The organism is Sinorhizobium sojae CCBAU 05684, from assembly GCF_002288525.1.
Lineage (GTDB): Bacteria > Pseudomonadota > Alphaproteobacteria > Rhizobiales > Rhizobiaceae > Sinorhizobium > Sinorhizobium sojae.
Map to the genome: position 1 here is coordinate 3,176,979 of NZ_CP023067.1, position 16,756 is coordinate 3,193,734.

15 protein-coding genes and 1 riboswitch are annotated in these 16,756 nt (G+C 64.1%); of the genes, 8 read left to right on the plus strand and 7 right to left on the minus strand.

Features of this window, described 5'->3' with window-relative positions; translation table 11 throughout:
• The first annotated feature begins 204 nt into the window (after positions 1 to 204).
• The 3 genes from SJ05684_RS15500 to SJ05684_RS15510 all read left to right on the plus strand — a co-directional run bounded on the left by SJ05684_RS15500 (position 205) and on the right by SJ05684_RS15510 (position 2,931).
• Positions 205 to 1,158, plus strand: a complete 954-nt coding sequence (locus SJ05684_RS15500; protein WP_034852880.1) for an ABC transporter substrate-binding protein — start codon at positions 205 to 207, stop codon at positions 1,156 to 1,158.
• A gap of 103 nt (positions 1,159 to 1,261) precedes the next feature.
• Complete coding sequence (locus SJ05684_RS15505) at positions 1,262 to 2,140, plus strand: ABC transporter permease (protein WP_034852878.1); 879 nt, start codon at positions 1,262 to 1,264, stop codon at positions 2,138 to 2,140.
• Positions 2,137 to 2,931 (plus strand): ABC transporter ATP-binding protein, encoded by a 795-nt coding sequence (locus SJ05684_RS15510; RefSeq protein WP_095694285.1) that lies wholly within the window; start codon positions 2,137 to 2,139, stop codon positions 2,929 to 2,931. The genes SJ05684_RS15505 and SJ05684_RS15510 overlap by 4 nt, the downstream gene beginning before the upstream one ends.
• A gap of 38 nt (positions 2,932 to 2,969) precedes the next feature.
• Here the strand turns inward: SJ05684_RS15510 and SJ05684_RS15515 are convergent, their stop codons facing one another.
• The gene (locus SJ05684_RS15515) at positions 2,970 to 3,611 is read right to left on the minus strand and encodes a LysE family translocator (RefSeq protein ID WP_095694286.1); all 642 of its coding nucleotides are present in this window, start codon (positions 3,609 to 3,611) and stop codon (positions 2,970 to 2,972) included.
• 171 nt (positions 3,612 to 3,782) lie between these two features.
• On the opposite strand from SJ05684_RS15515, the gene SJ05684_RS15520 reads away from it, so the two are divergent.
• Positions 3,783 to 5,000 carry an argininosuccinate synthase gene (locus tag SJ05684_RS15520; protein WP_034852846.1) on the plus strand — a complete coding sequence of 406 codons (1,218 nt, stop codon included), beginning with the start codon at positions 3,783 to 3,785 and terminating at the stop codon, positions 4,998 to 5,000.
• 64 nt (positions 5,001 to 5,064) lie between these two features.
• Here SJ05684_RS15520 and SJ05684_RS15525 read toward each other — a convergent pair whose 3' ends face one another.
• The 4 genes from SJ05684_RS15525 to SJ05684_RS15540 all read right to left on the minus strand — a co-directional run bounded on the left by SJ05684_RS15525 (position 5,065) and on the right by SJ05684_RS15540 (position 9,387).
• Positions 5,065 to 6,303: a multidrug effflux MFS transporter gene (locus SJ05684_RS15525; protein ID WP_034852844.1), complete on the minus strand. Its 1,239-nt coding sequence runs from the start codon at positions 6,301 to 6,303 to the stop codon at positions 5,065 to 5,067.
• Positions 6,300 to 6,779, minus strand: a complete 480-nt coding sequence (locus SJ05684_RS15530) for a MarR family winged helix-turn-helix transcriptional regulator (RefSeq protein WP_034852842.1) — start codon at positions 6,777 to 6,779, stop codon at positions 6,300 to 6,302. Before SJ05684_RS15530 ends, SJ05684_RS15525 begins: the two co-directional genes overlap by 4 nt.
• Before the next feature lie 126 nt (positions 6,780 to 6,905).
• The gene (locus SJ05684_RS15535) at positions 6,906 to 8,732 is read right to left on the minus strand and encodes an ABC-F family ATP-binding cassette domain-containing protein (protein WP_034852875.1); all 1,827 of its coding nucleotides are present in this window, start codon (positions 8,730 to 8,732) and stop codon (positions 6,906 to 6,908) included.
• Between the two features lie 4 nt (positions 8,733 to 8,736).
• Positions 8,737 to 9,387: a thiamine diphosphokinase gene (locus tag SJ05684_RS15540; RefSeq protein WP_034852840.1), complete on the minus strand. Its 651-nt coding sequence runs from the start codon at positions 9,385 to 9,387 to the stop codon at positions 8,737 to 8,739.
• Positions 9,388 to 9,851: 464 nt separating this feature from the next.
• Positions 9,852 to 9,966, plus strand: a riboswitch (TPP riboswitch).
• A 47-nt stretch (positions 9,967 to 10,013) separates the two neighbouring features.
• Between SJ05684_RS15540 and thiB the strand changes: the two genes are divergently transcribed.
• From thiB to SJ05684_RS15565, 4 genes are all read left to right on the plus strand, one after another.
• Positions 10,014 to 11,042, plus strand: a complete 1,029-nt coding sequence (thiB, locus tag SJ05684_RS15550) for a thiamine ABC transporter substrate binding subunit (RefSeq protein WP_034852838.1) — start codon at positions 10,014 to 10,016, stop codon at positions 11,040 to 11,042.
• 24 nt (positions 11,043 to 11,066) lie between these two features.
• Positions 11,067 to 12,668 carry a thiamine/thiamine pyrophosphate ABC transporter permease ThiP gene (gene thiP / locus SJ05684_RS15555; protein WP_034852837.1) on the plus strand — a complete coding sequence of 534 codons (1,602 nt, stop codon included), beginning with the start codon at positions 11,067 to 11,069 and terminating at the stop codon, positions 12,666 to 12,668.
• A complete protein-coding gene (gene thiQ / locus SJ05684_RS15560) occupies positions 12,665 to 13,387 on the plus strand; it encodes a thiamine ABC transporter ATP-binding protein (protein ID WP_034852835.1) in 723 nt (240 codons plus the stop codon). Before thiP ends, thiQ begins: the two co-directional genes overlap by 4 nt.
• Before the next feature lie 303 nt (positions 13,388 to 13,690).
• Entirely contained in the window at positions 13,691 to 15,202 is a 1,512-nt protein-coding gene (locus SJ05684_RS15565; RefSeq protein ID WP_034852834.1) for a M48 family metalloprotease, read from the plus strand.
• Positions 15,203 to 15,454: 252 nt separating this feature from the next.
• On the opposite strand, the gene SJ05684_RS15570 is transcribed toward SJ05684_RS15565, so the two are convergent.
• Together SJ05684_RS15570 and SJ05684_RS15575 are read right to left on the minus strand one after the other, a co-directional pair.
• On the minus strand, positions 15,455 to 15,958 hold the full coding sequence (locus SJ05684_RS15570) for an invasion associated locus B family protein (RefSeq protein WP_034852832.1): 504 nt from the start codon (positions 15,956 to 15,958) through the stop codon (positions 15,455 to 15,457).
• Positions 15,959 to 16,321: 363 nt separating this feature from the next.
• Positions 16,322 to 16,699, minus strand: a complete 378-nt coding sequence (locus SJ05684_RS15575; RefSeq protein WP_034852830.1) for a YkvA family protein — start codon at positions 16,697 to 16,699, stop codon at positions 16,322 to 16,324.
• Positions 16,700 to 16,756 lie beyond the last annotated feature (57 nt).

Genomic DNA, 16,756 nt, shown 5'->3' on the forward strand with positions numbered 1-16,756 from the left:
CTGCCGCAGCGTCTCAGTCCCCTCTCCCCCCCTGCGGGGAGAGGGTTAGGGTGAAGGGAGGCGTTTTTGGTGTAGGATCAAGAAGATTGATGGGTGCAGCTGTCCCTGTCGATTGATTCGGTCCTCCCGCTCTCCTAAGAAGCGGCCAAAATCATGTGAGCGGGACGCATTCTTCAGGCCGCTCGAAAAACAGGAGGAACCCCCATGCGTTCACTTCTCATCGCGCTTGCCGCCACCGTCGCCATTGCGCTTCCGGTGCGCGCCGAGGACGTGACGGTCGCCGTGACGGCGATCGTCGAGCATCCGGCACTCGATGCCGCTCGCGACGGCGTCAAGGATGCGCTCGCCGCCGCCGGTTACAAGGAAGGCGAGAACTTGCAGTTCGTCTACGAATCGGCGCAGGGCAATCCCGCGACCGCCGCGCAGATCGCCCGGCAGTTCGCCGGCGATGCGCCGGATGTGATCGTGCCGATCTCGACGCCGTCGGCCCAGGCGGTCGTCTCCTCGATCCGCGACATTCCGGTGGTCTTCACGGCCGTCACCGACCCGCTTGGCGCCCAGCTCGTCAAGGACATGGACAAGCCCGGCGGCAATGTCACCGGCCTTTCCGACATGTCGCCGATCGCCGACCACGTGGCTCTGATCAAGGAAATCCTGCCCGAGGCCAAGTCGATCGGCTTCCTCTACAATTCCGGTGAGGCGAATTCCGTTTCGCTGCTGGAGGTCATGAAGGAGGAGGCCGAAAAGGCCGGGCTTACGGTGGTCGAATCCGCGGCGACCAAGTCGGCCGAGGTCCAGGGTGCCGCCCGCGCCCTCGTCGGCCGCGCCGACCTGATCTACGTCCCGACCGACAACACGATCGTCTCCGCCCTCGAGGGCGCCGTCGCGGTGGCCGAGGAGAGCAAACTGCCGCTCTTCACCGCGGACACGGATTCCGTTTCACGCGGCGCGATCGCCGCCCTCGGCTTCAACTACTACGATGTCGGCAAGCAGACGGGCGAGGTGGTCGTGCGCATCCTCAAGGGTGAAAAGCCGGGCGATATCCCGGTTAAAGTCGCGGCCGGCACGGACCTGGTGGTCAACAAGAGTGCCGCCGAGAAGATGGGCGTCACCCTGCCGGAAAGCGTTCTTTCCCGCGCGACCCGCGTGATCGAGTAACGATTTCGGAAGCATTTGCCGCCGCCCCACGCCTGCGGGTCGGTGCATCAAAGCGGATTTGGGTTCCGCGGCCTCGCGGAACCGAGAGAGAGGACTACCGGCGTTGAGTCAAATCGCTTTCTGGGGAGCCGTGGAGCTGGGGCTCGTCTATGCCTTCATCGCCGTCGGCGTCTTTCTGGCCTTCCGGGTTCTCGACTTTCCCGACCTGACCGTCGACGGCTCGTTCCCGCTCGGCGCGGCGGTGACGGCGGTGCTGATCATCGCCGGCGTCAATCCGTGGCTGGCCGCGGCCGTCGCCATGGCCGCCGGGGCTGCCGCCGGCCTCGTCACGGCGCTCCTCAATGTGCGCTTCCGCATCCTCAACCTGCTTGCCTCGATCCTGACCATGATCGGGCTCTTCTCGGTCAATCTGCGCATCATGGGCCGGCCCAATGTCGCGCTGATCAATGCCGACACCATGCTTTCGCCCTTCTATGGACTGGGCCTGAGGGATTTCTACGTGCGGCCGTTCTTCGTCGGCATGCTGGTCATCGTCGCGGTCGTCCTCGTCTGGCGCTTCCTCGAAAGCGATGCGGGCCTGGCGATGCGGGCGACCGGTGCCAATGCCCGCATGGCGCGGGCGCAAGGGGTCGAAACGAGCCGGCAGATCTATCTCGGCATGGCGATTTCCAACGCGCTCGTTGCCCTGGGCGGGGCGCTCTTTGCCCAGACCAACGGCTTTGCCGACGTGACCGCCGGCGTCGGCACCATCGTCGTCGGGCTCGCGGCCGTCATCATCGGCGAGACGCTGCTCGGCGCCCGCGGCATCCTGATCGCACTCGTCGGCTGCGTCCTCGGCTCGATCCTCTATCGCATCGCCATCCAGCTCGCGCTTTCGAGCGATGTGCTCGGCCTCAGGGCATCCGACCTCAATTTCGTCACCGCCGCTCTCGTCACCGTGGCTCTCATCCTGCCCCGTCTTCGCCGCCGAGGTGTCGCATGATCAACGTCAAGGACATCCAGGTCGTCTTCGGCAAGGGAACGCCGCTTGAGAAGCAGGCGCTGAACGACGTCAGCCTGACGATCGACGAAGGTTCCTTCGTCACCGTGATCGGCTCGAACGGCGCCGGCAAATCCACCCTGCTCGGCGTGCTCGCGGGGGACGTGATACCGAGCGCCGGACAGGTGACGATCGGCGACACGGACGTGACCCGCAAGGGAACGGCGGCGCGAGCCGGCCTCGTCGCCCGCGTCTTCCAGGACCCGCTCGCCGGCAGCTGCGGCGCATTGTCGATCGAGGAAAACCTGGCGCTTGCCGCCCGGCGCGGCGAAAGCCGCGGACTGACGCCGGCGCTCGGGGTCAAGCGCCGCGAGCATTTCCGCGAGCGCATCGCCGAGCTCGGCCTCGGTCTCGAGGACCGCATGGGCGACCGCATGGACCTGCTTTCCGGCGGCCAGCGGCAGGCCGTCTCGCTGGTGATGGCGACGCTTGCCGGCTCCAAGGTGCTGCTGCTCGACGAACACACCGCCGCGCTCGACCCGGGCATGGCGGAGTTCATCATGAACCTCACGCAGAAATTCGTCTCGGCGCGCAGGCTGACGACGCTGATGGTCACCCACTCGATGCGCCAGGCGCTCGATTTCGGCCATCGCACCATCATGCTGCACGCCGGCGAGATCGTCCTCGACGTCGCGGGCGACAGCCGCAAGACGCTGCAGGTCGAAGACCTCATCGCCATGTTCCGCCGCATCCGCGGTCAGACGCTGGACGACGATGCGTTGCTGATCGGCTGAAGGATCGGCGTTCGTAGGAACGGCCGGCGAGAGGTGGCTTACCGCGCCTGGGTCAGAAAAATCTTCACCGCAAAGGCCGAGAACACCCCGGCGAAGCTGTAATCCATCGCCCGCATGACACGCCGGTTGCGCTGCAGCCACGCGGCGAGCCAGTCTGCCGCGAACACCACGAGCGCGTTGACCGGCATGCCGATGACGATGAAGAAGAAGCCAAGGAACAGCAGCTTGCCGGTCACCGCCGGATCGCCGGCGCTGACGAATTGCGGCAGGAAGGTCATGAAGAAGATCACGACCTTCGGGTTGAGGATGTTCACCGAAAAGCCGGTCGCGATGTTGGAGAGCGCCGAGCCCTTCGCCTCCGTGACCTTCGTCACCGACAGGCTCGAGCCGTAGCGGATCGCCTGGATCGCGAGCCACAGCAGATAGGCAGCACCTCCGGTCTTCAAGACCAGGAACGCCGTCGGCGAGGCGGTGATCAGCGCCGAGATGCCGAAGGCGACGAGCAGCGTGTGAACGACGATGCCGAGGCCGGTGCCGACCACCACGAACAGCGCCGCCTTCTTGCCCTGCGCCAGCGCCCGGCTGATCGAGAGCGTCATATCGGGCCCCGGGGTTGCTGCGAGAAGCAGGCTGGCGGCGGCAAAGGCGATGAGGGTCGGCAGGCTGGGCACGAAATCCATGGCTAGTCCTCGGGCGGATGATCTTTTCTGCTACCGCAGGAGAGGCGCTTTTGCCAGCAGATTCGTCCGAATGCCGCTGGTTGCGCTTGTATCGCATCGAGTTCTGGCTAAAGTGCCGCAGATTTTTTGCACTGGGCAGCATCGCCCTCAAAGAGCAGACGGACAGACATCATGACATCGCACAAAGACGTGAAAAAGGTCGTTCTCGCCTATTCCGGCGGTCTCGATACCTCGATCATCCTCAAATGGCTGCAGACGGAGCTCGGCGCCGAAGTGGTGACCTTCACCGCAGATCTCGGCCAGGGCGAGGAACTGGAGCCGGCGCGCAAGAAGGCCGAGATGCTCGGCATCAAGGAGATCTATATCGAGGACGTCCGCGAGGAGTTCGTGAAGGACTTCGTCTTCCCGATGTTCCGCGCCAATGCGGTCTATGAAGGCGTCTACCTGCTCGGCACCTCGATCGCCCGTCCGCTGATCTCCAAGCACCTGATCGACATCGCCAGGAAGACCGGCGCCGACGCGATCGCCCATGGCGCCACCGGCAAGGGCAACGACCAGGTCCGCTTCGAACTCTCGGCTTACGCGCTGAACCCCGACATCAAGATCATCGCTCCCTGGCGCGACTGGTCGTTCAAGAGCCGCACGGACCTGCTGGAATTCGCCGAGAAGCACCAGATCCCGGTCGCCAAAGACAAGAAAGGCGAAGCCCCCTTCTCCGTCGACGCCAACCTGCTGCACTCCTCCTCGGAAGGCAAGGTTCTGGAGGACCCGGCCCAGGAAGCGCCGGAATATGTGCATATGCGCACGATTTCGCCGGAAGCCGCCCCTGATCAGCCGACAGTCATCAAGATCGGCTTCGAGCGTGGCGACGCGGTCTCGATCGACGGCGTTCGCCTGTCGCCGGCAACGCTTCTCGCCAAGCTCAACGAATATGGCCGCGACAACGGCATCGGCCGTATCGACCTCGTCGAAAACCGCTTCGTCGGCATGAAGTCCCGCGGCGTTTACGAGACGCCCGGCGGCACGATCCTGCTTGCCGCCCACCGCGCGATCGAGAGCATCACGCTCGACCGCGGCGCCGCGCATCTCAAAGACGAGCTGATGCCGCGCTATGCGGAACTCATCTATTACGGCTTCTGGTTCTCGCCGGAGCGCGAGATGCTGCAGGCGGCGATCGACAGGAGCCAGGAGCATGTGGAAGGCGAAGTGACGCTGAAGCTCTACAAGGGCAACGTCATGGTCATCGGCCGCGAGAGCGACAAGTCGCTCTATTCCGACAAGCTGGTCACCTTCGAGGACGACCAGGGCGCCTACGACCAGAAGGACGCCGCCGGTTTCATCAAGCTGAACGCGCTGCGTCTGCGCACGCTCGCCGCACGCAACCGTTAAGACCGGCACGAATTGGGAAGAGAGCCGCGGCGGAGCAGACCGCCGCGGCTTTTTGATTTGGCACCTATTCCGCCGCGTCCTGCAGAGGCTCTTCGGGATGCGCCGGCGTTGCCAGAGGCCTCAGCCGAACGCTCCTGCGGTACCAGAAATAGCTGGCTATGGAGATCAGCCCGAAGCCCGGAATGATCGTTCCGAGCGCCAGCACCGGCGCGTCGACGAGAGCGGCGAGTGCCCCGCCGACGAGACCCGCCCCCATCTGGATGAAGCCCATCATCGCCGATGCAGTGCCGGCTATATGTGGGAAGGGCGCCATCGCCGCCGTCATCATATAGGGCATGACATAGGCGATCCCGAAGGCGTAGAAGCCGATCGGCACCATCACCGAGAGAAAGCTCGGATTAAGCGCGTGCATGCTGAATGCCAGAACAAGGCTCGCCGCACCGATGAAGAAGAGCCCCGCCGGCACCAGCGCCTGCGGCGTGAAGCGCCGCATCAGGAGCCGCACGGTGACGGTGCCCGAAAAGAAGAGTCCCGACTGCATCAGCATGCCGACGCCGAATTCGGTCGGCGTCAGGCCCACTTCGCCGATCAGCACGAAGGGCAGCATCGTCGCCCAGGCATAGAGGGCGCCGACCGCGCCGCCGATCACCAGCGTCGAGGACAGGAAGCGGTCGTCCCTCGACAGCTCGCCATAGGCCCGGAGAATCGGCCGGAGATGCCCCTTGCTGCGATCCGGTGTCGCCGTCTCGGCCATGAAGAACTGCACGGTGAAGCAGGCCATCAGCGCGAAACCAACCATCAGGAAGAAAATCGACTGCCAGCCGAAAAGGCCGAGCGCGATGCCGCCGAGCGTCGGCGAGACGGCGGGCCCGAGCGCGAGCATCATGCCGATCATGTTCATGATGCGCGCGGCCGTCGTGCCGGTGAACTGGTCGCGAACGATGGCGCGCGCCACCGTCATGCCGACCGATGCGCCGATTCCCTGGACCAGCCGGCCTGCAAGCAGCACCGCGACGGAAGGAGCAAAAGCCGCCATCACGCTGCCGGCGAGATAGATCGCCATGAAGATCAAGGTCGCCCGGCGCCGGCCGATGACGTCGGAAAGCGTGCCGGAAACCAGCTGGGCGAAGGCGAAGCCGCCGAAATAAAGCGATAGCGTCATCTTGATCGCCGCTTCGCTCGAGGCAAAGGCGCGCACCAGCTCCGGCATGGCCGGCGTGTAGAGCGCCATGGAAACGGGGCCCAGCGCCACGAGGAAGGCGCCGATGATGCTCGTGCGCCGCTCGCTCATCCGGAGCGTCATTCGGCCGCCCCCTTCTCCCTGCGGGCAAGGCAGGGATCGAGCCGGCGGAGATTGGCGCGCAGGATCTTCAGATTGGCGCGCAATAGCTCCCGCCCTTCGTCGCCGAGGCCCTCCGTATAGGCGTTCATCATCTCGTGCAGGCCTCCGGTCAATTCGGAAAGCAGCGGATCGGCGCTGTCGGTAACGACGACATTCTTGGCGCGCCGGTCCGCCGGGTCCGGCACGCGCGCGACGAACCCCATCGCTTCGAGGCGATCGAGATAGGCCGAGAGCGTCATCGGCTCGATTCCCATGCGGGTGGCGATTTCCGCTTGCTTGATGCCCTCGGTCGCCGCGACCTGGATCAAGGCCCGCGCCTCGCCCGGCGTGATGCCGAGCTCCATCGCATTGACCTTGCGGTCGAAGGCGCCGCGCAATAGCCGGGAGACATCGGTGAGCAGCATCCCGATCGCGTCGGAATCGAATTTTGTCGGCATAAGATCGCTCTCAATGAATTTAATAAGGTTTGCTTATCATATCCATTGAAGGCGCTCAATGCAGGATGGAAATACGCCGGGTAAACCCCTCCCCAATCCCTGCCCACAAGAGGAAGGGGCTTGACCTCAGCCCCCGAGTTCCTCGCGCAACATCTCGAGCTCGAGCCACTCTTCTTCCATGCGCGTGAGCCCCGCTTTCAGTTTCTCGAGCTCGGCGGCGAGCCTGGCAAAACCGTCTGGATCGCGGGAGAAGAGGTTGGGATCCTGCATCTTCTCTTCCCGCTTAGCGATCTCCGCTTCGGCCTTGGCGATCTCCTTCGGCAGATTCTCAAGCGCAAATTTCTGCTTGTAGGAAAGCTTGCCCTTCGCCTTCTGTGGCTCAGCGGTTTCGGCAGGCGCGTCGCCCGCCTTCGCCTTCTCGGCCTTCTCGGCCCGGCGCCTCTCATCGATGGCGCCCCGTCGCTGCGCCATCATGTCGGTATAGCCGCCGGCATATTCGATCCACCGGCCGTCGGGCGCCTCCGGATTGGCCGGCGCGATGGTGGAGGTCACCGTCCGGTCGAGGAAGTCGCGATCGTGGCTGACGAGGATCACCGTGCCGGCAAAGCCGGCGACGATCTCCTGCAACAGGTCGAGCGTCTCGATGTCGAGGTCGTTCGTCGGCTCGTCGAGGATCAGCAGGTTTATGGAGCGCGCCAGCATCCGGGCGAGCATCAGCCGCGCCCGCTCGCCCCCGGAAAGTTCGCGGATCGGTGTGCGCGCCTGCTCCGGCTGGAACAGGAACTCCTTCATATAGCCGGTGACGTGGCGTTGCTCGCCATTGACCAGCATCGTCTCGCCGCGTCCGTCGGTCAAGTAATGCGCCAGCGTATCGTCGAGCTTCAGTTCCTCGCGTTTCTGGTCGAGCGTGGCGATCTCGAGATTGGTGCCGAGCCTGACGCTTCCCGAATCCGGTTCGAGCTGGCCTGTCAAAAGCTTGAGCAGCGTCGTCTTGCCGGCGCCGTTCGGTCCGACGAGGCCGATCCGGTCGCCGCGGTGGACGCGGATCGAGAAGGGCGCGACGATGGTGCGATCGCCATAGGCCTTGGTGATCTTCTCCGCCTCGATGACGAGTTTGCCCGACTCCCTGGCATCGGCAACGCTCGCCTGGATCGTGCCCTGCGGCCCCTTATGGCCGCGATAGCGGGCGCGCATGTCCTGTAGCTCTCCGAGCCGGCGCATATTGCGTTTGCGCCGAGCGGTGACGCCATAGCGCAGCCAGTGCTCTTCCCGTTCGATCGCCTTGCCGAGCTTGTGCTGCTCCAGTTCCTCCGCCTCCAGCACCTCGTCGCGCCAGCCTTCGAAATGGGCAAAGCCGCGATCGAGCCGGCGCGACTGGCCGCGGTCGAGCCAGACGGTCGCCGTCGAGACCTTTTCGAGGAAACGCCGGTCGTGGGAAATCAGCACCAGCGCCGAACGGCTGCGCACGAGCTCGTCTTCCAGCCATTCGATCGTCGGCAGGTCGAGATGGTTAGTCGGCTCGTCAAGAAGCAGAATGTCCGGTTCCGGCGCCATGACGCGCGCCAGCGCGGCGCGGCGCGCCTCACCGCCGGAAAGCCGTCTTGGATCTTCCTCCCCCGTCAATCCAAGATGCTGCAACAGATAGCTGACGCGATAGGGATCGTCGCCCGGGCCAAGCCCGGCCTCAGCATAGGCCTGCACGCTATCGAAGCCCTCGAAGTCCGGTGCCTGGTGCAGGTAACGGACCGTCGCCGAGGGATGGCGGAAGACCTCGCCGGATTGCGGCTCGGCGAGACCGGCCGCGATCTTCATCAGCGTCGACTTGCCGGAACCATTGCGGCCGACGAGGCAGATGCGGTCGCCGGGCTCCACCTGCAGACCGGCGCCGGCGAGAAGCGGCGTACCGCCGAAAGTGAGGAAGATATCGTCGAGTTTCAGGATTGGGGGCGCCAAGGCGTCAGGCTCCGGAAAGGTCATAAGGCCGGGCAAGTACGACCGCCCGGCCGGATTTCAGGGAAAAGCGAACGGGGCCTTCCGCCACATTGGAAATCGTCCGAGACGATCCGAAGGGAAGATGGAAACCGTCGAGGGGATAACGCGCGTTCTCGATGGTGAGGCCGGACAGCTCGGTGAAGCCGAGGATCGAGAACAGGCTGCCCTTGGGCAGATCGATCTCGCGCGAGCCCGGCCTCAGCGGATAGGCCTCTTCCTCGCCGGAGGTCATGAAGACCGCCAGCCCCTGTTCCGCGAGCGCGGCAAGCCGCAACAGATGCAGGAAGGCATGGTCGCTGCGGGTGCCGCCGAGCGCACCGGCAAAGATCAGCGATGTCGCGCCGCGCGAAAGCGCCGCCTCGACGGCGATTTCGCCATCGGTGGCGTTCTTCTCCGCCGGGTATTTTTCGCGCTGCACCTCGGCGAATTCCAGGAAGAGCGACTCGTCCGTCGAATCGAAGTCGCCCACCCAGAGATCCGGCACGACGCCAAGCGTTCTCGCATGGCGCATGCCGCCGTCGGCGGCGATAAACCGGCTGCCCGCCAGTTGCGCCGCCAGCCGCTTCGTCAACGTAAGCGGGCCGCCGAGAAGAATGGTGAAGGGTGATTGGCTCATGGCAGAAGCCCATAGCGCAAAGCGGCTCTGAAGGGAAAGGCCCGGCACCGCCGTTTGCGTCCATTTGCTTCGCCAACGTCACTCGCGCGGCTCGGGTTCCGGGCCATTGTCTGGCCCAAGCAGGTCCGCATGGATCCCGGGTGTCCGGCTATTTCCACCGCACCGACGGCGCACGCGTAGAATTCGGTCGGACCGGACCCGTCGATCATCGCGTAGGCATAGCCGCGCGCATCGCCGTCAGGCTTTCAAGAAGCAGCGCCTGGCCTATGCCCCGGCCGCGAGACGGACGAGCATGTCTGGTATCAACCTGTACCCCGCACCTTGTGACCGGCCGTGTTGAACAAAGTTCCCCGAGACGTGTTGAGCTTGTGAGGCTTCCGGCATCCTTCGTGGCGCAGACGGCTTGCGCGGCAAATCCCCCCAAAACTCCGCTTGCCTTGGCTGCCGCCGGAAGCTAAATCTGGACTGCTCTAACGGGGTGCCATCCGCCGGCTTTCGGACGATGGCTGAGAGGCGTCGCGCCAACCCGCGGAACCTGATCCGGATCATACCGGCGGAGGGATTAGAAGCGATCGGACCGACGCCCTTTTCCCGTGCAGCAAGAACAACAGGGAAGAGGTGCCCACATGCCCAGTTCATTCCATAGCAAGATATTCAACCGGCTTGCGATCGCCGCCTTTGTCCTCGCCGCCTCTTCCGCGAACACCCTTGCGGCGGAAAAGACGCTGACGATCTACACCTATGAGAGCTTCGTCAGCGAATGGGGTCCGGGCGCCAAGGTCGCCGAGGCTTTCGAGAAGACCTGCGGCTGCAAGGTCGACTATGTGGGCGTCGCCGATGGCGTCGAATTGCTGACGCGGCTGAAGCTCGAAGGCGAAGCCACGAAGGCCGACATCGTCCTCGGCCTCGACACCAACCTCATCGCGGAGGCCAAGGCCACCGGCTTCTTCGTGCCGCACGGCCTCGAAACCAAGGGGCTCCAGGTGCCCGGCGGCTTTACCGACGACGTATTCATTCCCTATGACTACGGCCACTTCGCCGTGGTCTATGACACGGAAGTGCTGAAGGAGCCGCCGAAGAGCCTGAAGGAACTGGTCGAAGGCGATCCGTCTCAGAAAATCGTCATCGAGGATCCGCGCACCTCGACGCCCGGCCTCGGCCTGCTGCTCTGGATCAAGTCGGTCTATGGCGACGAGGCGGGCGAAGCCTGGGCGAAGCTCAAGGATCGGGTGCTGACGGTCACCCCCGGCTGGTCGGAAGCCTACGGGCTCTTCACCAAGGGCGAGGCGCCGATGGTGCTTTCCTATACCACCTCGCCCGCCTATCACATGGTCGCCGAAGACACCGAACGCTATCAGGCGGCACCGTTCGCCGAGGGCCATTACATCCAGATCGAAGTGGCCGGCATGACGACGAATGCGGAGGATCCGGAACTTGCCCGGCAGTTTCTCGACTTCATGACCGGGCCTGAATTCCAGTCGATCATCCCGACGACCAACTGGATGATGCCGGTCGGCGAAACCAAGGAGCCCCTGCCCGACGCCTTCGGCAGGCTCGTCCAGCCGGAAAAGACCTTTCTGATGTCGCCGCAGGAAGTCGCCGACAACCGCAAGGCCTGGATCGACGAGTGGCTGGCGGCGATGAGCGAGAACTGAGGCTTGTTTGCCAGCGAGAACCGGATGACGATTGCCGCCGGAGGCTTGAGCCTCGGCGGCATTCTGCTTTTCGTCGGCCTTGCCGCGGCGGCTCTGCTCGCACGAGGCGACGCCGGTGGCGGCGGCGACCTTTTCGACGCCTATGTCTGGCGCGTCACCCGGTTCACATTGCTGCAGGCAAGCCTCTCGACCGGACTGTCGATCCTTTTTGCCATACCCGTTGCCCGCGCGCTTGCCCGCCAGGCCACCTTTCCCGGCCGCATCTGGCTGCTGCGTCTGATGGCGCTGCCGCTCGGGCTGCCCGCCCTCGTCGCCGCGCTCGGCCTGATCGAGGTCTGGGGCCGTCAAGGTCTTCTCAACAGGGCCCTGACGACCACCGGCATCGTCGAACCGATCAGCATCTACGGCCTTTTTGGCATCCTGCTGGCGCATGTCTTCTTCAACATGCCGCTGGCCGTGCGGCTGATGCTCGCCGGCCTCGAGCGCATACCGGGCGAATACTGGCGCACGTCCGCCAATCTCGGCATGGGTTCGCTCGCGATCTTCCGCTTCATTGAGTGGCCGGCGATCCGCGGACTGCTGCCGGGCATTGCCGGCCTTATATTTATGCTCTGCGCCACCAGCTTCACGCTCGTGCTGACGCTTGGCGGCGGCCCCGCCGCAACCACCATCGAAGTGGCGATCTACCAGGCGCTGCGCTTCGATTTCGATCCGCCCCGCGCGATCGCGCTTTCCAGCCTCCAGGTCATGCTGACCGGCCTCCTGCTTCTCCTTCTCAAATTCGTGGCGCCGCCGCCAGAGGAGGGCGAAACCAGCGGCAAGGCGATCCGCCGCTTCGATGGCCGCGCTGGAATTGCGCGCCTTGTCGATCGGATCTGGCTGGCCCTTGCGCTGATGTTCGTCGGCCTGCCCTTCGCCGCCATCGCGATCTCCGGCATGCAGGCGGATCTACGCCGCCTGCTTTCCGAACCGGCCTTCCACCAGGCACTGCTGACGAGCGCGGCGATCGCCCTGCCTTCGGCCACGATCTCCGTCGCAATCGTTGCCCTGATGATCCGCGCCCAGCGCCTGGTCGTTTCGCGGCGGCGCCACGGCGTGCCGGCGCGGTTCTTTGCCGGCACGATCGGCGCAAGCATGTCGTTCATTCTGCTCGTTCCGCCGATCGTGCTCGGCGCCGGATGGTTCCTGCTGCTGCGCCCCTTCGGTGACGTCGCCCGCTTCGCTCCCCTGGTGGTCGTCGCCATCAATGCGCTGATGGCGCTGCCCTTCGTGCATCGGGTGCTCGCCCCGGCCATGGCCACCCATGCGGTGCGAACCGAGCGGCTTACCGCAAGCCTCGGCATAGGCGGCTTCCATCGCCTGCTATGGATCGATTGGCCACCACTGCGCAAGGCCTTCCTCACGGCCCTTTCGTTTGCGCTCGCCCTGTCGCTCGGCGATCTCGGTGCGATCGCGCTGTTCGGCTCGCAGGATCTCGCCACCCTGCCCTGGCTGCTCTATAGCCGCATGGGCAGCTACCGCACCGCCGACGCGGCGGGGCTCGCCCTTATGCTTGGAATCCTGTGCCTGATCTTCACCGTGCTCGGCACGGCGGGAGAAGACGGAACGCGAGGTCCGCGGACATGAATGCCGCAGCCGTTATCCTCAAGGACGTGAAAGTGCGTTTCGAAACAACGGTGCTCACGTTCAGCTGCACCGTTCCGGCCGGAGAGATCGTCGCCGTCGCGGGTGCCTCCGGTTCAGGAAAGTCGACGCTCCTCAACGTCGTCGCCGGCTTCGAGGAACCGGATGAAGGCGAGGTCCGCATCTTCGGCGACGACATGGCCGGGCACCTGCCGGCCGCCCGACCCGTATCGGTCATCTTTCAGGAAAACAACCTCTTCGCCCATCTCGATGTCGCCACCAATGTCGGCTTCGGCATAAGCCCGTCGCTCCGACTGCGCGCTGCCGATCGCAAGAGGATCGAGGAGGCCCTCGCCCGGGTCGGCCTTGCCGGCTTCGGCAAGAGATTGCCGCCGACGCTTTCCGGCGGCGAACGCCAGAGGGTGGCGCTTGCCCGCGCCCTGGTACGGCACCGGCCGCTTCTACTTCTCGACGAGCCTTTCGCTGCGCTCGATCCCGGCATGCGCGCTGAGATGCGCGACCTGCTTGCCGATCTCCATCGCGAGGAAAGCAACACCATCCTGATGGTCACCCATCATCCCGATGACGTGAGGCTCTTCTCCGACAGCGTGCTTTTCCTCGACAAGGGACGAATTGCCGCCCACGATCCGATCGACCGCTTTCTGGAGCGGCGGGACATCACGGCGATCAACCGGTTCCTCGGCCACGGAACAGAACGATGAAAAATTAACACGGCGGAATTTAATTCACCCTTCGCCACAATTTGACCGCCGGGCTGTGCGACGCGCGGAACACCCGGCCGGGTGTAAGCGTTACTCGCGCATCCGTTGCTGCGATACCACGGGGCAACTATTTCTATTGGGATCGGCTAGGCAGGCGGCGCTTTAATCGATACAGCATGGATCGAACCTGAAGAAACCCTATGCCGGGAACCACTATCCGGCTGAAAAAGTGGGATTTTTCATCGCTGACCGTGGTCGGGGCGAAAGCCCGGACGACTTTGGCGGATGAGAGTGGGCTGAGGCATGGCAAGTCAGACAGTCACAAACGACTGGTTTCCGTCGTGGCGCGGAGGCAAGAGGACGCGATCTCTGGTTGCATTATCCAGTGCCGTGCTGCTTTCCGCCTGCCAGTCGCTGATCGAGCAGACCTACCAGCCGACCGTCGCGCCCTCCTCCAATCCGCAGATCGTCGAGGAGGTGCAGAAGAATGATCCGCGTGCCCGGCTCGGCGCACGCGAACATCCGCGCATTGTCGCAAGCTACGGCGGCGAATATCGCGATCCCAAGACGGAGCGGCTGGTCGCCCGCATTACCGGCGCACTGACGGCGGTCTCGGAAAACCCGCAACAGTCCTACCGCATCACCATCCTCAATTCCCCGGCAATCAACGCCTTTGCGCTTCCCGGCGGTTACCTCTACGTGACGCGCGGTCTGCTGGCGCTTGCCAATGATGCCTCGGAAGTGGCGGCCGTGCTGTCGCACGAGATGGCACATGTCACGGCCAATCACGGCATCCAGCGCCAGCAGCGCGAAGAGGCCGAGGTGATCGCCAGCCGCGTGGTCGCCGAAGTGCTCTCCTCCAATCTCGCCGGCAAGCAGGCGTTGGCCCGCGGCAAGCTCAGGCTTGCCGCCTTCTCGCGCAACCAGGAACTGCAGGCAGACGTGATCGGCGTGCGCATGCTGGGCGAAGCCGGCTATGACCCTTATGCGGCAGCCCGCTTCCTCGACTCGATGGCCGCCTATGCCCGTTTTACCGCCGTCGACCCCGAATCCGATCAGAGCCTCGACTTTCTCTCGAGCCACCCCAATGCACCGCAACGCGTCGAGCTCGCACGCCGCCACGCGCGCGCCTTCGGCCGGGAAGGGACGAGCGGCGATCGGGGACGCGACTACTATCTCGCCGGCATCGACGGGCTGCTCTATGGCGACAGCCCGCAAGAGGGCTATGTGCGCGGCCAGACCTTCCTGCACGGGCAACTCGGCATCCGTTTCGACGTACCGGCAGGCTTCCAGATCGACAACAAGGCCGAGGCCGTGCTCGCAACGGGGCCGGGTGACGTCGCAGTCCGCTTCGACGGCATCGCCGATACGGCCCGACGCAGCCTGACGGATTACATCGCCAGCGGCTGGGTCACCGGTTTGCAACCCGATACGATCAAATCGGTGACGATCAATGGCCTCGAGGCGGCGACCGCTTACGCCTCCGCCGACCGCTGGGAATTCGACGTAACGGTAATCCGGATGGAAGACCGTATATACCGTTTTCTGACGGCTGTTCCGAAGGGCTCGGCCGCACTCGAAACCACCGCGAACCAGCTGCGCAACTCCTTCCGCCGGATGGCGCAGAACGAGATCAGGTCGCTGAAGCCGCTGCGTGTCCGTGTGGTGACCGTAAAGCCGAGCGATACGATCGCCACATTGGCCTCGCGCATGATGGGCACGGACCGTAAGCTCGACCTTTTCCGGCTGATCAATGCGATGCAGGTCACCTCCACCGTGAAGCCGGGCGACAAGGTGAAAATCATCTCCGAGTGAAACAGAGGCTCCCGTCTCTGGGACGGTAGTCCCCTACAGCGCCGCGCGTCTTTTTGCGACGTGCAAAAAGGGCGCTGTAAATCTTTGAACCACTGCATCTCTCTCAAATCGAGGCTAATCTAAGGAGACATGCAGTGCGTCGGAGGCTTGTCCCTCACCCAGTGCGAGCCAGCGAAGTCCGGCACGGCGCCGCCATGCAAAAAAGCCCGGCGATCCACCGGGCCTTCGTCGATGAGAAAGTTTACTTGCCGCTTACTTGCACGCCTCGATCTGCTTCAAGGCAGCCGAGATGCCGGAGAGCGAGTACGAGTAGGAGGTTTCGGTGCCGCGGCGCGACTTGGCGCTCACGGCCATGTCCTTGCCGGATTTCATGGCGGCGACCAGTGCCGGCTCCTCGGCGGCGTTTTCCACCCAGGCGGAGTTGCCCTTGGTGAACATGACGAAAGTCCGCCCGTCGATGACGACGTTGACCTTCGAATTGTCCTGCAGCGGGTACCCCATCATCGCCTGCGGCTCGTAGCTGATGTTCTGGCCGGGGCGCTGCGAGACGAGGAAGAAGATGTCGCCATGATCGACGCCGGTCGGGCTCTTCTCCTTCGGAACGGAGAGAACGTAGCAAACTTTGCCGTTGCCCGACTGGTAGGAATAAGCGCCCCAGGCATTGAATTGCTGGATTCGCGTCGGCGATTGCGCAGAAGCCACGCCGGCTGCAGCCATGACCAATGCGATTGCAGTTGCGATCTTTCTTACAAACATGAGTTCCTGCCGATTCTCTTGGTCGCGCTACCCGCAACAGGCTTAAACGGGCCACGCTCAGTCACGATTTGAATTTATTTTGACTTAATTCAGGTTACCAAACCGTCAACGATCGTCGATATCGCTGCATCTCGCCCCTCCCGAACGGACCGGAGACAGCCCTCTCGGACCCAACCCCATCCTCGGGAACCACCGTCGCAGGCTTTGCCACGTGGCCTGGCCGACCGGCACCCTGTATCAAATCTCACCCGCCGTCAGCCGCCTCGTCGCGGCCGCCGCGTTCCGGAACTCTATGTCACAAAGAATCGGGCAAGAGTTTGTCTTTGCTGGCGGAAATGCGGCAATGGCCGACGGAAGCGACGATCACCCGTTCGGCCGGTCGCGCATGGACTCGTCGGCCTTCCGATAGTGCCGTTCCTTGATCTGGCCGCTGATGGCCGCGAAGGCGGCGGTCAGCACGGCGATATCGTCGGAGAATCCGACGGCGGCCAACATGTCGGGCACGAAATCGAGCGGCAAGACGAAATAGGCAAGGGCCGCGAGCAATATGCCCCTTGTCCGCGTCGGCGTCTCAGGATCCACCGCACAGAAATAGGCGGCGACGACATCGCGGCTGAACGGAATTTGGCGGACGGCCCGGCGAAAGGTCGGCCAGAAGCCGCTGCGCACCCGTCGTTCCCGGCGCTCCTGTTCGGATTCCTCGCCTGGCAGGAGAATTTCTCCGATCTTGATATCGTCCATCGCATTCGTTCCGCTTCGATCAGGAGCCGTCGCGCTCGCACCGCAATCATATGGGAA